This window comes from Mariniflexile ostreae, assembly GCF_042427585.1.
In the GTDB taxonomy this organism is placed as follows: Bacteria; Bacteroidota; Bacteroidia; order Flavobacteriales; family Flavobacteriaceae; genus Pseudalgibacter; species Pseudalgibacter ostreae.
In genome coordinates this window covers 15,737-30,510 of sequence record NZ_JBHMFC010000013.1, presented here as the reverse complement: position 1 = coordinate 30,510, position 14,774 = coordinate 15,737, and the positions used below count along the sequence as shown (strand labels likewise).

14 protein-coding genes are annotated in these 14,774 nt (G+C 36.3%); 5 read left to right on the top strand and 9 right to left on the bottom strand.

Annotated features, from left to right (window positions below; translation table 11 throughout):
* Positions 1-2 precede the first annotated feature (2 nt).
* A complete protein-coding gene (locus ACFFU9_RS04735) occupies positions 3-1,148 on the top strand; it encodes an efflux RND transporter periplasmic adaptor subunit (RefSeq protein WP_379860232.1) in 1,146 nt (381 codons plus the stop codon).
* A gap of 43 nt (positions 1,149-1,191) precedes the next feature.
* Here the strand turns inward: ACFFU9_RS04735 and ACFFU9_RS04730 are convergent, their stop codons facing one another.
* From ACFFU9_RS04730 to ACFFU9_RS04710, 5 genes are all read right to left on the bottom strand, one after another.
* On the bottom strand, positions 1,192-2,115 hold the full coding sequence (locus ACFFU9_RS04730) for a M28 family peptidase (protein WP_379860231.1): 924 nt from the start codon (positions 2,113-2,115) through the stop codon (positions 1,192-1,194).
* Between the two features lie 83 nt (positions 2,116-2,198).
* Positions 2,199-2,942: a succinate dehydrogenase/fumarate reductase iron-sulfur subunit gene (locus ACFFU9_RS04725; protein ID WP_379860230.1), complete on the bottom strand. Its 744-nt coding sequence runs from the start codon at positions 2,940-2,942 to the stop codon at positions 2,199-2,201.
* Positions 2,943-2,957: 15 nt separating this feature from the next.
* The gene (locus ACFFU9_RS04720; RefSeq protein ID WP_379860229.1) at positions 2,958-4,973 is read right to left on the bottom strand and encodes a fumarate reductase/succinate dehydrogenase flavoprotein subunit; all 2,016 of its coding nucleotides are present in this window, start codon (positions 4,971-4,973) and stop codon (positions 2,958-2,960) included.
* Between the two features lie 2 nt (positions 4,974-4,975).
* Entirely contained in the window at positions 4,976-5,656 is a 681-nt protein-coding gene (locus ACFFU9_RS04715; RefSeq protein WP_379860228.1) for a succinate dehydrogenase cytochrome b subunit, read from the bottom strand.
* 260 nt (positions 5,657-5,916) lie between these two features.
* Positions 5,917-7,782 (bottom strand): T9SS type A sorting domain-containing protein, encoded by a 1,866-nt coding sequence (locus tag ACFFU9_RS04710; RefSeq protein WP_379860227.1) that lies wholly within the window; start codon positions 7,780-7,782, stop codon positions 5,917-5,919.
* A gap of 190 nt (positions 7,783-7,972) precedes the next feature.
* Between ACFFU9_RS04710 and ACFFU9_RS04705 the strand changes: the two genes are divergently transcribed.
* Positions 7,973-9,265: an aminopeptidase P N-terminal domain-containing protein gene (locus ACFFU9_RS04705; protein WP_379860226.1), complete on the top strand. Its 1,293-nt coding sequence runs from the start codon at positions 7,973-7,975 to the stop codon at positions 9,263-9,265.
* A 64-nt stretch (positions 9,266-9,329) separates the two neighbouring features.
* Here ACFFU9_RS04705 and ACFFU9_RS04700 read toward each other — a convergent pair whose 3' ends face one another.
* The gene (locus tag ACFFU9_RS04700) at positions 9,330-10,652 is read right to left on the bottom strand and encodes an aspartate kinase (RefSeq protein WP_379860225.1); all 1,323 of its coding nucleotides are present in this window, start codon (positions 10,650-10,652) and stop codon (positions 9,330-9,332) included.
* 109 nt (positions 10,653-10,761) lie between these two features.
* Between ACFFU9_RS04700 and ACFFU9_RS04695 the strand changes: the two genes are divergently transcribed.
* On the top strand, positions 10,762-11,418 hold the full coding sequence (locus ACFFU9_RS04695; protein WP_379860224.1) for a hypothetical protein: 657 nt from the start codon (positions 10,762-10,764) through the stop codon (positions 11,416-11,418).
* A gap of 62 nt (positions 11,419-11,480) precedes the next feature.
* On the opposite strand, the gene ACFFU9_RS04690 is transcribed toward ACFFU9_RS04695, so the two are convergent.
* The 3 genes from ACFFU9_RS04690 to ACFFU9_RS04680 form a co-directional block, all read right to left on the bottom strand.
* Positions 11,481-11,843 (bottom strand): cupredoxin domain-containing protein, encoded by a 363-nt coding sequence (locus tag ACFFU9_RS04690; protein WP_379860223.1) that lies wholly within the window; start codon positions 11,841-11,843, stop codon positions 11,481-11,483.
* Positions 11,844-11,875: 32 nt separating this feature from the next.
* Positions 11,876-12,421 carry a carboxymuconolactone decarboxylase family protein gene (locus ACFFU9_RS04685; protein ID WP_379860222.1) on the bottom strand — a complete coding sequence of 182 codons (546 nt, stop codon included), beginning with the start codon at positions 12,419-12,421 and terminating at the stop codon, positions 11,876-11,878.
* Positions 12,422-12,587: 166 nt separating this feature from the next.
* Positions 12,588-13,427 carry a helix-turn-helix domain-containing protein gene (locus ACFFU9_RS04680; protein WP_379860221.1) on the bottom strand — a complete coding sequence of 280 codons (840 nt, stop codon included), beginning with the start codon at positions 13,425-13,427 and terminating at the stop codon, positions 12,588-12,590.
* 107 nt (positions 13,428-13,534) lie between these two features.
* On the opposite strand from ACFFU9_RS04680, the gene ACFFU9_RS04675 reads away from it, so the two are divergent.
* Positions 13,535-14,347 carry an alpha/beta fold hydrolase gene (locus ACFFU9_RS04675; protein WP_379860220.1) on the top strand — a complete coding sequence of 271 codons (813 nt, stop codon included), beginning with the start codon at positions 13,535-13,537 and terminating at the stop codon, positions 14,345-14,347.
* A gap of 58 nt (positions 14,348-14,405) precedes the next feature.
* Complete coding sequence (locus ACFFU9_RS04670; RefSeq protein ID WP_379860219.1) at positions 14,406-14,672, top strand: DUF1660 family phage protein; 267 nt, start codon at positions 14,406-14,408, stop codon at positions 14,670-14,672.
* The last annotated feature ends 102 nt before the right edge of the window (positions 14,673-14,774 follow it).

Genomic DNA, 14,774 nt, shown 5'->3' with positions numbered 1-14,774 from the left:
AAATGAAAAAGATATATATGTTATTATTTTCAATGGTTTTAATAGCCTGTGGAAATTCAGAAAAAACAGAGGAGAGTGTTATCGAAACCGATACTCATACCGATAAAATAGTTATAAGTCAAGCACAATTTGAAGGGGAGCAGATGGCTCTTGGCAGTTTAACAGCATTCGATTTCAACACCATTATAAAAGCTAGCGGCATGATTGATGTGCCGCCACATAGCAAATCTAGTATTGCGACCATGGTTGGCGGGTATATTTCTAAAACACCTTTGTTAATTGGTGATAGAGTAAAAAAAGGACAGCTTTTAGTGACGCTTAAAAACATTGAATATATAGAAATTCAACAAAATTATTTAGAAGTAGCAGAGCAGTTGCATTATTTGAAGTCTGAATTTGAGCGACAGAAAACCTTGTTTGAGGAAAAAATCACTTCAGAGAAAAGTTATTTAAAAGCAGAAAGTGTTTATAAAAGCAACTTGGCACATTATAATGGCTTACGTAAAAAGTTGCAGATGATGCATCTTGATCCCATAAATGTTGAACAGGGAAACATCTCTTCAACTATTAATATTTATGCGGCTATCGATGGTTTTGTAACCAAAATGAATGTAAGTAATGGCAGTTATGTGTCGCCAAGTGATGTGATTTTAGAGCTGGTGGATACGGCTCATATCCATTTAGAATTGTCTGTTTTTGAAAAAGATATTTTAAAAATTAAAAAAGGTCAAAAGATTCAGTTTAAGATTCCAGAATCTTCTAAGGAAACTTATAATGCCGAAGTGCATTTAGTAGGAACGACTATAGATGAACAGAGTAGAAGGGTGAAAATACACGGTCATGTAGACACTAATGAGGCTCATTTTATATTGGGTATGTTTGTAGAGGCAGACATTATAATAGATAGTGCTAAAGTTTTAGGCCTTCCAAAAGAAGCTGTTATAGCGCTAGAGGATGATTTTTTCGTTATAGTTCAAGAGGAAGCAGATGCTTCAGGATTTCATTTTAGAAAAATTAAGGTTGAAACAGGAAGAGAGAATGAAAATTTTGTAGAAGTTTTAAATGCAGAAGCATTAAAGGAACACCAAATATTAATAAGAGGTACTAGTATGTTATTAAATGATAGTGAAGGAGGGCATGGCCACTAATATTAACACATTTTATGTAAAATCCTTTTTTTTTAATGCTGTATTATAGCGTGGAATTATCTATATTTTTAAAGACTTCAATAATAGTTTTTACCGCATTAATATAAAAATCGGGCTGGATGTTTTCGTAATCATCCGTTGGTTTATGGTAATCTTTATGGTCTTCTACCCCAAAATATAAAAAAGGAATGTTTTTTTTATGAAAAGAACTATGGTCTGAGGCATGTGTCCAATTTTCTTGGACATCTGCCCCATCATGGCCCGTAGCCAGTATGATGTTTTCTGGTGTTTGTGTGTTTTTAACGATTTCTTTTAGTAACGTATTATAATGTGTTCCTACGGCAAATAAAATATGGTTGTCGCTTCGACTAATCATATCCATATTCAGGTTAACTATCAAGTTTTTTAAAGGCACTATAGGATTTTTTATAAAAAATTTAGAACCTTGTAAGTCCAATTCCTCACCATCAAAAGCGGCTAGAATTACGGAGTGTTTTGGGGGATGGCTCTTAAAATATTCAGCAAAACTGAACAGGGCGCTTACTCCCGAAGCATTGTCGTCTGCTCCATTATATATGTGTCCATTTTTTATCCCTTCATGGTCAAAATGAGCACTAATAACAATATATTTTTCGGGTAGGGTTGTGCCTTTAATATATCCAAGAATATTGGTAGCGTGGTAGGTTTTTCTTTTGTCAACGAACTTAAAGGGTTGCTCGTAGCTTTTTCCTAATGGGAGTACTTGTAAGTCAATAAATTGGTCGATGATGTGTTTTTGAGCCTTAATCCCTCCGTTAGAGCCGGTGCGCCTGCCTTCAAACTGATCGGATGATAATAGCTCAATATGTTTTAATAAATTGGTAGCACTAAATAGGCTATCGCCAATAACAGGGTTTTGTGCACTAGCTTTATTTATATTTAAAGAAAGACATACTAACAAGAGTATGTAGCTATAACATGTGTTCATTTCGAAAATTTGATTGCTAAATTAAAACAAAAAACCTAAGCTAGAGCTTAGGTTTTTATGCTTTATAAAATAAGGCCGTTTCGTTACGATAAACTAGCTTTCATTAATTCTCGGTTCATTCTTGCAATGTTATCTAAAGAAATGCCTTTAGGACATTCTACTTCACAAGCTCCGGTATTGGTGCAATTACCAAAGCCTTCTAAATCCATTTGTGCGACCATATTTTTTACACGATCTGCGGCTTCAATTTGTCCTTGTGGTAATAATGCAAATTGCGAAACTTTAGCACTAACAAACAACATAGCAGAGGAGTTTTTACAACTTGCTACACAGGCGCCACATCCTATACAGGCCGCAGCATCCATCGCTTCGTCTGCGTTGTGTTTTGAAATGGGAATTGCGTTAGCGTCTTGTGTATTTCCAGAGGTGTTTACAGAAATGTACCCGCCTGCTTGCTGTATACGTTCAAAAGCCATGCGGTCTACTATTAAATCTTTAATAACAGGGAACGCGGCTGCTCTCCATGGCTCAATAGTAATAGTATCGCCATCCTTAAACGAACGCATGTGCAACTGGCAAGTGGTAATGCCCCTGTCGGGACCATGAGCTTCTCCATTAATATGAAGCGAGCACATGCCACAAATACCTTCACGACAATCATGATCAAAAGCAATAGGTTCTTGGTCGCTATTAACTAATTGTTCGTTCAAAACATCCATCATTTCAAGAAAAGACATATGTTCTGAAATATCAGTTACTTTGTAATCGACCATTTGACCCTTTGTATTTGAGTCTTTTTGTCTCCAAATTTTAAGTGTTAAATTCATAATGTCAATCTTATCTTATTTGTATGAACGTTGTTTCAGCTCAATATCTTTAAATTCTAATTCTTCTTTATGTAAAACAGCATCTGCAGGTTCACCTTTATATTCCCAAGCAGAGACAAATGCGAAATCGGCATCATTACGCTTTGCTTCGCCTTTTTGAGGGCCATCTGTTTCGGCAGATTCTTCTCTAAAATGTCCGCCACAAGATTCTTCTCTTACTAAAGCATCTTTAGCGAATAGTTCTCCTAGCTCTAAGAAGTCTGCCACTCGTCCCGCTTTTTCAAGCTCTGGGTTCATCTCATTAGCAGAACCTGGCACTTTCACATCTTTCCAGAACTCTTCACGAATGGCTTTAATCTCTGCCATAGCTTCGGTGAGTCCTTTTGCGTTTCTAGCCATTCCTACTTTGTCCCACATCACTTTTCCAAGTTTTTTATGGAAGTAGTCTACTGTTTTGGTTCCTTTATTATTAATGAAGAAATCAATACGGTCTTTAACCTCTTTTTCAACCTCATCAAACTCTTTAGTGTCTGTTGGGATTTTCCCAGTTCTAATATCATTAGATAAATAATCTCCAATGGTATATGGCAGTATAAAGTACCCGTCGGCCAAACCTTGCATTAGAGCTGAGGCTCCAAGTCGGTTAGCGCCATGGTCGGAGAAGTTAGCTTCACCTATACAGTATAGACCATCCACTGTAGTCATTAAATTATAATCGACCCAAATACCGCCCATAGTATAATGCGTTGCAGGGTAAATCATCATAGGGGTTTCGTATGGGTTTTGGTCGACGATTTTCTCGTACATTTGGAATAAGTTTCCATATTTCTCTTCAACGATAGCTTTCCCTAAAGCATATATTTTTTCTTTTGAAGCATTTGTAATATTATGGACTTTAGCTTCTATTTTGCCGTAGCGTTCAATAGCGTTAGCAAAATCTAGATAGACAGCTTCTCCAGTAGCATTTACTCCAAAGCCAGCGTCGCAACGTTCTTTAGCGGCTCTAGAAGCCACATCACGTGGCACTAGGTTACCAAAAGCAGGGTAGCGACGTTCTAGGAAATAATCTCTGTCTTCTTCAGCTATTTGCGTGGGTTTTAATTTATTTTGTTGAATGGCTTTAGCATCTTCTATTTTTGCAGGTACCCAAATACGGCCATCGTTTCGCAAAGATTCAGACATTAGTGTTAGTTTAGACTGGTAATCTCCAGATCTAGGAATACACGTGGGGTGAATTTGAGTAAAACAAGGGTTTGCGAAAAAGGCGCCTTTTTTATGTATTTTCCAAGCAGCAGTAGCGTTGCTACCCATTGCATTTGTAGAAAGGAAATACACGTTTCCGTACCCTCCAGTTGCAATTACAACAGCATGGGCCGAGTGACGTTCAATTTCTCCCGTAATTAAGTCACGGGCAATAATACCTCTAGCTTTTCCGTCAATTTTAACAACATCAAGCATTTCGTGACGGTTAAACATCTCGATTTTACCACGAGCAATTTGACGGTTCATGGCAGAGTAACATCCTAATAAAAGCTGTTGCCCTGTTTGTCCCTTGGCATAAAAAGTTCGAGAGACCAATACACCACCAAATGAACGGTTATCTAGCAATCCACCATAATCACGAGCAAAAGGAACCCCTTGAGCCACACATTGATCAATAATATTTGCAGATACTTCAGCTAAACGATAAACGTTGGCTTCACGAGAGCGGTAATCGCCACCTTTTACGGTATCATAAAATAAACGATATGTTGAATCGCCATCACCTTGGTAATTTTTAGCGGCATTGATACCGCCTTGCGCCGCAATAGAGTGTGCGCGACGTGGCGAATCTTGATAAGCGAATGCTTTTACGTTATAGCCTAACTCAGCCAAAGTTGCAGCAGCAGCACCACCAGCCAAGCCAGTACCTACTACAATAATGTCTATATGACGCTTATTTGCAGGGTTAACTAAATTGATGTGATTCTTATAATCGGTCCATTTATTTTCAATGGAACCTTCCGGTACTTTTGAGTCTAACATTGCCATATCTATGATAAAACGTATTTTAAATGATGAAAAAGCGCAATAATAATAAACCCTAACGGGATTAAAATGGAATAGGCTTTTCCTATAGTTTTTAATGTTTTCTTTCTGCCTGCGGTAATTCCCATAGACTGAAAAGCAGAATTAAAACCATGCACTAAATGCAGGCCTAATAAGATAAATGAAACTACATAAGCAATAGTTCTAAGGTGGCTATGGAATTTGGCTACCATCTCTGGGAAATATCTAAATTCACCATCGTGCATTCCAGACATATCTCCAGCGACATATTTGGTGTTAATTTCTGGAATCCAGAAATCTATGAAGTGAAGCACAAGAAATGCTAAAATTACCAGTCCACTGTAAATCATGTTCCTGCTCATCCAAGTGGAATTTGCCGCGCCATTGTTTTTTACATAAGCAATGTTTCTGGCTTTTTGATTTCTAATTTCCAATATAAAGCCCATCACAAAATGGAATATAACACCAAATATCAAAACAGGCTGCAAAGCAAACTGTACTAACGGATTTGTGCCCATAAAGTGTGATAATTCGTTAAACAAATCTTCACTAAATAATGATGTGATGTTTACCGCTAAATGGATAATTAAGAAAAACATAAGGAAAAAAGCCGAAAGCGCCATGGCTACTTTTCTTCCAATCGAAGATTTAAAAAATCCGCTCATTTTTTTGTAGTTATTTTAAGATTACTACAAAGGTAGGACAGGAAGAGGTTATAGACAACTAACAAATGTCATGTTTTTGCTATTTAGAATGACTTTAAAGAAGTTGTGTGGTCGGTTTGTATCTGTCTGTTTTTGATTTGGTTTTGTTGTAAGTCGCTTGTTAATAGGTGTTAATGGGCGAGTTAGAGGGGGTTTTAATTATAAAACCCGAAGACATTTTATGTGCTCGGATTTTATGCTATTGAGTTCTTGTATAAAGATCACTCTAAAATAATTTTTTTGGTGATAAAAGTCGCTTCCGATTGGAACTTTATAAAATAAATCCCTTTTGTAAAGTTGTTTAAATGAAGTGTATGTAAAGGGGCTTGGTTTGGAAGGTTTTGTTTAGACATAAGTCTTCCGCTCACATCGTAAATAAATATGTTTTTGATGGTGATGGTGCTAGGACTGCTTATAAATAGTTCGCCTTTAGTCGGATTTGGATAGATTTCTATAATATCCTTCAATGTGCTTTCATCTAAACCTAAAGTGCAACTCGCCGAATAGTTAATCATTAACGGGAGGTTGCAGACTTTAGTTGTTGTGCTCCTGTTTTGGATCCCGCTTGCAGCCGAAATATTGATGTTGGCTAAAACACGCTGATCTTCTTTAAACTGTAAGGCGTAATGCATAACATCGTTACTGTTGTCGTTTATAGGATTTGTATCAATAACATGTGCCAACTGGTGCGCATGGCCGAGTTCATGAAGTGCAATGCTTTCAAAATCATAATTTCCAGAAGATTGGATGGTGCTCTGGGGGCCGAAATTCCAATTAACATTATCATTGAAAACCAAGTCCATCTCTGCAACATACCAAACAAATGTACCATTGCTTAACTCACAGCCTTTATACCAAGAATAGCATTGGCCAAGAATACTGTTGTCCAATTCATCACCATTATCAAATCTAACAATATTAATAGACTGGGCTTGTTGCGCCTGCCTACTTTCAAAAGTAACCTCGTCTACTGGTGTTACAGGGCCTAAGGTCCAATTAATCCTTGTGGTACAGCGCCAGGATTCTAGGGCTTTCTCAAATGCAGCTTTAGCTTCTGTATTGGCATCGAAGCGTGTGTTCATTTGAAAGGTGTAACCTCCATTACCGTTTTCGTTAATATGTTGGACTCTGTAGGCTCTTGCTGGCAATGCGCCGTTGCTCCCACCAATTTCAGTTTGGTCGTCTGGGTCGTATACTACGTTTTCTTCTGCAAAGGTTATAATTAAGTTGGTGTTAGAAACACTCATGGTATTATCGGCATTTTTAACAAGTACTTTACCCGTTCCGGCATTGGAAGGTACTTCTACGGTTATAGCAGTATTAGACCATGATGTTATTTGGGTATTTAGGGCATCAATATAATCAAGTCCGCCATTATCGGCATTTTCAAAAGACACTTTGCCTTTAATGTTACCGAAACCTGTTCCTGTGTTTCTTGGTGGGATGGTTATCGTGAGAATAGATTTAGTGCCTGCAGAGATAGAGGTTGGACTAAAAATAATGGCACTGGGTGCTAATGTGTTTTTGCTTTGGGCTAACTTAGATTGTATGGTTTTGACATTAAAAACGGAAGTTTCCGTAAACCCAGATTTGGTGTGGGTCATGATTTCACGATAAAAGGAATCTGTAATACCTTGTTTGGTGTGGAAAGGATTTACGGCAACATCATCATATAAATTGTACTTGTAAAACCCTTGAACAGCAGCATGGGGCTTGTATTTTGTCGTACTGGATTTTTGAGCTGTAGCCGTATGGTTTAACGTAAAAACACCAATATCTCCAATATTTAGCGTTAAGCTAGAGGATACCTTTAGAGCTTGAAGGCCAACAGTGCCGCCTAGGGTTAATACATCTACAGTTTTAGGGGCTTGGCCTTTAAAAGTTTTGTAAACCTCTACGGTGTTTGCTGTGTAAATAACATGATTAGACCAGAAAGACTTTTTGGAAATGACCCGACCTTCCAGTACTAGGTTAGCATTTTCAATTTGTTCTTTTAAAGAGAGTTCCTTTAAAGCCACTTGGGCAGAGGTTGTAGAAGTTGTAAAAAGCAAAACGGCAAAAAGGACTATGAGGGTAGTGTTTTTCATGAGAGTTTTTTTTTAATGGATTAATAAATTGAGAGTAAAAAAAAGTAACACAGATGGAAATGAGGCAGGATAGTTTGGGGAATATTTGGATTGTTTTTCTTTGAAAAAAAGCAATTCTATCAAATATAATAAATTATAATATAAGTTTATTTAGATTTAGTACTTTTATGAGTCTTAAAATATAAGCATCATGAAATACCATTTAATAGACCGTTCTCTTTTTATAAAAAATAGGGGGGCGTTTTGTAGTAAAATGAAAGCCAATAGTTTAGCTGTTTTTAATTCCAACGATATTTATCCAACAGGCGCCGATAGTACGATGCCTTTTGAGCAGCATCGTGATATTTTTTATCTTAGTGGAGTTGATCAAGAAGAGAGTGTTTTAGTACTGTTTCCTGATTGTCCAAATGAAAAACACCGAGAAATTCTTTTTTTAAAAGAAACCAATGCGCATATTGCTATTTGGGAAGGAGAAAAGCTAACGAAGGAAAAGGCCTTTGAGACTTCAGGTATTAAAACCGTGTATTGGTTAACAGATATGAATAAAGTATTTCATGAGATTATGTCGCAATGTGATACGGTCTTTATTAATACTAACGAGCATTACAGAGCGAATATAGAAACTGAAACTAGGGAAGATCGTTTTGTTAAATGGTTGAAAAAAACTTATCCTGCACATGCGGTTGCTAAAAGCAATCCTATTTTACAACGACTGCGCGCTGTGAAAAATCCTCTTGAAATTGATTTGATACAGCAGGCGTGTGATATTACTGAAAAAGGATTTCGTAGAATTTTAGATTTTGTAAAACCTAATGTTTGGGAGTATGAAATTGAAGCGGAGTTTATTCACGAGTTTATAAAAAACCGCTCTAGAAAGTTTGCGTATACGCCTATAATTGCTTCGGGTAATAATGCCAATGTGTTGCATTACGTTGAAAACAACAAGCAATGTAAAGCCGGTGATTTGATTTTAATGGACCTTGCCGCAGAATATGCAAACTATTCTAGTGACATGACGCGTACCATTCCTGTTTCGGGGCGTTTTAGCGAAAGACAAAAGGAGGTTTATAATGCTGTAAATAGGGTTAAAAAAGAGGCTGCGAAAATGTTGGTTCCTGGCAACGATTTGCCAACATATCATGCAGAGGTTGGTAAAATTATGACTTCTGAATTATTGGGTCTTAACCTGCTTGATAAAGCAGATGTCCAAAACGAGAACCCAGATTGGCCTGCCTATAAAAAGTACTTTATGCACGGCACAAGTCATCATCTTGGTTTGGATACTCACGATTATGGCATAATTACAGAGCCAATGCAAGCGAATATGGTGTTTACGATAGAGCCTGCAATTTATATTCCCCAGGAAGGATTTGGTATTCGTTTGGAGGACGATGTTGTGGTTCAAGAAACGGGAGAGCCTTTTAATTTAATGCGGAATATTCCTATTGAAATAGAAGAGATAGAAACCCTTATGAATGCATAAAATCAATAAGGGGCGTTTTTTTAAAATCGCCCCTTATTGATTGCCTTTATGAAAAGTAACTGATTTATTGGTGAGCTAATTCAAATATATAATCATTTAGTTTTTGTAAGGTCTCGATTTTGTTTTTTGAATCTACCAATAGTGAAATATTGTTTTTGCTTCCGCCATACGAAATCATTCTGATTTTTACATCTTTCAAGATTTGAAACAATTTATAGGTTTCGTCATGGTTTACAATGGCGTGGCCTACTAGGCATATAATGCTTTGATTTTTGTCCACTTCAATAGTGGCGAATGCCTCTAGTGCAGCAATTATCTTATCTAGGTTCTTTTCGTCATCAATAGTTACCGAAACAGCAACTTCCGAGGTGGTGATCATGTCTATGGAGGTCTCGTAGGTTTCAAATATTTCAAATATTTTTTTCAGGAAACCATGTGCTAGAAGCATGCGGCCAGATTTGATTTTTATGGCGGTAATGCCGTCTTTTGCAGCAATTGCCTTGATGCCATTTTCTGTAGCATCACTAGTAATGCGGGTGCCGTAGCACTCTGGATTCATAGTGTTTTTTAAGCGTACCGGAATATGGTCTTCTCTAACTGGTAATACGGTTTGTGGATGCAGTATTTTAGCGCCAAAATAAGCTAACTCTGCCGCTTCATCATAGCACAGGTCAGAAATGGGGTTTGTGTTGTTTACATATCTAGGATCGTTATTGTGCATCCCGTCAATATCTGTCCAAATCTGTACCTCTTCTGCTTTAATGGCGGCGCCTATAATTGTGGCTGTATAATCGCTTCCACCACGTTGTAGGTTGGATATGTTCCCTTTATCGTCTAAACAAATAAATCCTTGTGTAATATATATGGTAGCCTCTGGTACACGATCCATAACCTCTTTAAGGTTTCTTTTGATGCTTTCCATGTCTGGCTCTTTCACTTTATTGATACGCATAAAATCTAATGCAGGCAATAATGTAGAATCTATGCCTTCTTGCTTTAGATACGCATTAAACATATATGTAGACATTAATTCGCCCTGGGCAACAATTTCATTGTTAAGTAAAGCAGAAGGTGCTTTATGTGTATGTGTTGTTAAAAGATTAAAAACAGAGCTAATGTAGTCTTTGGTTTGCTTATTTAAATGGTCATGCACTAAAAGCTCATCTATAACCGTAAAATATGTGTCGTGTAAGGTGTTTATTTTTTCGGTTGCTTCATTTGTGTTTTTATTAGTGATGCTTTCTGCAATTGAGAGTAAAGCATTTGTTGTGCCCGACATGGCAGAAAGAACAATCACTTTTTTAGAACCATCATGGATGATGTTTTTTACATTAGCCATGTTTTTTACAGAGCCCACTGAGGTGCCACCAAATTTTAATACTTTCATATATCGAATTTATATAAATAATAAGATGGTAAAATTATGTTAGATTATTGGAATAATGATATTTATTAAAAAAAAAGATTATTTTTGCACAAATTGTTAAATATTTAACATGAGAACCGTATCAAATTGTGTCGAAGATATTTTAATTTCACAACCTTTTTTAGAAGAAGCATTATCTCGCAATATTATTAATTATAGCGCATTGGCTTTGGAGCTTACCGAGCCTATTAGTAAAATGCTTAAAAAAGATGTGAAACCTGGAGCTATAATGATGGCTTTAAGGCGCTATAGTCCGCCACCCACCTTATCAAATTCTGTTAAAATGAAAAAAGCCATCCAGAATTTGGGCGATATTACGTTGCGATCTAATTTAACCGATTATACCGTTAAAAACTCGGATACGCTTATAGCCAATCATTCCGAAATTTTAAAAATGATTAATAATGAACCTAAACTGTTTTATACGTTTACAAGAGGTGTTCATGAGAGCAATATTATTGTGTCTAGTAGTTTAAGTGGCTTTATAGACGCGCATTTAAAAAGTGAGACCTTTATCGCCGTGCAAAATGGGCTATCTGCGATTACTATAAATTTACCCGAAAACAATTCTAAGATTGCGGGGTTGTATTATCATTTTTTTAAACGTTTGGCTTGGGAAGGTGTAGTGCTTTACGAGGTGTTATCTACCACGAATGAGTTTACTATTTTAGTGGAGGAAGAGTATGTTGATAAGGCGTTTACAGCAATAAAACGAGTGAAAGTTTAACTAAATAAAAAGGTAAGCGAGCAACATGCCAGCTTACCTCAGTATTGTGTTAAAAAAACGTGTTACTTAACGATTAACGTGTATTCTGGTGTTGGGTTTAAAGGACAGAAATAAATATACTCTCCTTTTTTCAGTGTCACTTCTTTTGATTTTTCTTTTGAATTTGTAGCGACTGTTTTCGTTACATATGCATCTTTAATATGATGTGCTTCTTCTGGTTTTCCTTTAGGAGCTAATACAAAACCAATGTCATGGCCTACATTTTTATTGGCGATTTCAAAGACATAGGTTCCTTCTTCTAAAGTAAGTGATTCTTGTACAAATGCACCTTTTGTTTGTTCTAAGGAAATTGTTTTTACTTCTTGTGCTTGTGCAGAAAAATTAATTCCAACAACTAATAGTACTACGGCAATTGCTTTTTTCATTTTTAATATGATTTATGGTTAATAATTTGATTTTAAAATGTACCTGCTTCAACATTAGGGAAATCTACTTCGGTTTGGGCAATATGGTTTACATAATTGGTAAGCGTGTTAGAAACAACATGTAATACAATCTCTAAGATATCGCTATCGTTATATCCAGCAGCTTTAATGGTTTTTATGTCATCATCAGATACTTGTCCTCTATTTGCTGTAATAATTTTTGCGAATTCTAATCCAGTCTGTGCTTTTGCGTCGTCTGCTAAACCTCTTCTGCTTTGTTTTATTTGTTCTTCGGTTAAGCCGTTCATTTTTCCAATAGCAGTATGTGCAGATAGACAGTAGTTGCACTTGTTTTCTTCTGCTATAGCGAGTGCCAGTTGTTCTCTATATTTATTGCTGAAATTGCCACTTGCAGTAAGGTCGCTTAATGATAAATAGGTCTGTAGTGTGGCTGGTGAGTTTCCTAGAACTTTTATTAAATTAGGAATGAAACCCAACTTTTTTTGAACGGAGTCAAATAATTCTTTAGATGGCCCGCTAGTTGTTTCTGGGTTTAAAGTTTTAATTCGTGTACTCATAGTTGATAATTTTTAATTATACTTTCTTGTTTGCTATGCAAAGATGCGTGCTAACGTGCCTTAAAAAAATGGACAAAGGTTCCTAATGATTGGATAGCGTACTTTATCCTGTATTAGAAACTGTGGAGAGTGCTAAAAGAAGTAGAGCAATATGATGTTGTTTGCTTTATTGTTCTTTTTTGAATAGAAGTGGCGATTTGGACGTTAATTTAGTGAAGAAACGCGTAAAGTATGCGGCATCATTAAAGCCTAAGCTGTAAGCAATGCTTTTTACAGAGTCACTACTGTATAAAAGTTGACGCTTTGCTTCTAAAATAATCCTTTTTTTTATATAGTTACTAGGAGTCCCTTTGCCTGCCTTTTTGAAATGTTTCGACAGGGTTTTTGGCGAAACCCCCAATCGTAAAGCGTAATCTGAAACGGCGTGCATAGTTTTGTAATTCATCTCCACCAAAGTGCTGAAGTCTTTAAAAAGTTTGGTTTCAGTATCGTCTTTAACAACTTTAAAATTGCTGTTTATTCTAACGGCATAAATGATAAATTGCTTTAAATAGGTCTGTAGCATATCGTATTGGGCAGCTTCGTCATTATTAAACTCTTCTATAAGATTTTTGATAATAGCATTTAGCTTTCTGGAATCTTGTTCATTGGGTTTTATAGAAGGTGTTTGGTAAACATTATTAAATAGTAGTCCATTGCAAGCCACTTCTTTGTCATGCGTTTGAATACAGTAAAAATCTGATGTGAATGAGAGCTTGTATGCAGATTTAATTTTTTCAGAATTTACTAAAAACACTTGTCCTGGTGATAAAAAGAATAAAACTTGACCATCGAAAGTATAGCTTTCAAAATCGATACTATAAGTCCCTTTTCCGTCTTTTATCCAATAGATGCTATAGGTGTCTATTTGTTCAGGTTTACTAATCGTACATGCTTTTTCAAAATCAATCACGCTTAAAGAAAAAACATTATTATAGGTTAGTGATGAGATGTGTTGTTCTGCCATTTCTTAAACTAGAATTTAAGCTTTAGTCGGAAACATTCATTGAAAATTATGAGTATGATCAAAATCTATTAAATCTTAGAAATTGATTTGTTTAGTTTATTAAAACTATGCTTATATCTTTGTACCTCAATTCTAGTTTTATGATTTTACCATATAAGGGCATCGATATTTTTTTTACCGATAGAGGCAAAGGGAAGGCTGTCGTTTTTTTGCATGGTTTTTTAGAGACTTCAAGAATATGGGAGCCTTTTATTTCTGAAATCTCAAAACGTAATCGTGTTGTTTGTGTGGATTTATTAGGGCATGGCCAGACGGGGTGTTTGGGCAATATCCACACGATGGAATTGATGGCCGATGCCGTAGAAGCTGTTCTGGAACACTTAACGATTTCTAAGTCTATATGTATTGGGCATTCTATGGGGGGGTATGTGGCGCTCGCGTATGCAGAAAAATATCCTTATAAAGTAATGGGGCTCTGTTTGCTTAATTCTACCTCTAGGGCAGATAGCGAAGCTCGAAGGCAAAATCGTGAGAGGGCCATTTTAGCTGTGAAACAGAATCATAAAATGTTTATCAGACTGGCTATTGCTAATTTATTTAGACCTAAGAATAGGCGATTTTTTTCTAAAGAAATCGAGTTATTGAAAAATGAAGCGTTAAAGATGTCTTTGCAGGGTGTTCTTGCAGCATTGGAAGGCATGAAAATAAGAACGGATAGAGGTTTTGTTTTGGATACACCTAATTGTGAGAAAGTAATGATGGTGGGTAAAAAAGATCCGATTTTATCTTTTGAGGATTTGGTAGATGAGGTCGGGCATAAAGATGTGGGGTTCGTAGAGTTTCCTGATGGGCATATGAGCCATATAGAGAACAAGGATAGGTTTGCACGAAATATAATGCATTTCATCGAAAAAATATAGCTTTTTGTCGTGTTTATAAATAAAACATGTATGTTTATACGACATTAAACCAACCACAATGAAAAATACTACTAAAAAACCTGCTTTTATCCCTGCTATGTATTGTAGTCTCTTAGGGCATGATTATCAGGTTACAAAAAAAGTGACCAATCATGTCAAGGAGTATACATGTAAAAACTGTAAAAAACAACTTACAACAAATAGCAACGGAGACCTTATTGAACTTACATCTAAGTTTAAGGAAATCAATGCTACGTTAGAGCGTGTTTATAATAAGAAAATGGAACGTGCCAACGAAAAGGTGATGTCTAATTCAGTGTATTAAAAGCAACGCCCTATACCGATGGATGCCTTTTTTGGATCTATATTGGAGTCCTCTTATGGGTTCGCTCCACTTATCTCAACACTTAAAGGGCTTAAATGTGTT

Bases quoted from the DNA above. Each gene is read 5' to 3' on its own strand.
- ACFFU9_RS04735 (WP_379860232.1), top strand. From the start codon at position 3: ATGAAAAAGATATATATGTTATTATTTTCAATGGTTTTAATAGCCTGT.
- ACFFU9_RS04730 (WP_379860231.1), bottom strand. From the start codon at position 2,115: ATGAACACATGTTATAGCTACATACTCTTGTTAGTATGTCTTTCTTTA.
- ACFFU9_RS04725 (WP_379860230.1), bottom strand. From the start codon at position 2,942: ATGAATTTAACACTTAAAATTTGGAGACAAAAAGACTCAAATACAAAG.
- ACFFU9_RS04720 (WP_379860229.1), bottom strand. From the start codon at position 4,973: ATGGCAATGTTAGACTCAAAAGTACCGGAAGGTTCCATTGAAAATAAA.
- ACFFU9_RS04715 (WP_379860228.1), bottom strand. From the start codon at position 5,656: ATGAGCGGATTTTTTAAATCTTCGATTGGAAGAAAAGTAGCCATGGCG.
- ACFFU9_RS04710 (WP_379860227.1), bottom strand. From the start codon at position 7,782: ATGAAAAACACTACCCTCATAGTCCTTTTTGCCGTTTTGCTTTTTACA.
- ACFFU9_RS04705 (WP_379860226.1), top strand. From the start codon at position 7,973: ATGAAATACCATTTAATAGACCGTTCTCTTTTTATAAAAAATAGGGGG.
- ACFFU9_RS04700 (WP_379860225.1), bottom strand. From the start codon at position 10,652: ATGAAAGTATTAAAATTTGGTGGCACCTCAGTGGGCTCTGTAAAAAAC.
- ACFFU9_RS04695 (WP_379860224.1), top strand. From the start codon at position 10,762: ATGAGAACCGTATCAAATTGTGTCGAAGATATTTTAATTTCACAACCT.
- ACFFU9_RS04690 (WP_379860223.1), bottom strand. From the start codon at position 11,843: ATGAAAAAAGCAATTGCCGTAGTACTATTAGTTGTTGGAATTAATTTT.
- ACFFU9_RS04685 (WP_379860222.1), bottom strand. From the start codon at position 12,421: ATGAGTACACGAATTAAAACTTTAAACCCAGAAACAACTAGCGGGCCA.
- ACFFU9_RS04680 (WP_379860221.1), bottom strand. From the start codon at position 13,427: ATGGCAGAACAACACATCTCATCACTAACCTATAATAATGTTTTTTCT.
- ACFFU9_RS04675 (WP_379860220.1), top strand. From the start codon at position 13,535: ATGCTTATATCTTTGTACCTCAATTCTAGTTTTATGATTTTACCATAT.
- ACFFU9_RS04670 (WP_379860219.1), top strand. From the start codon at position 14,406: ATGAAAAATACTACTAAAAAACCTGCTTTTATCCCTGCTATGTATTGT.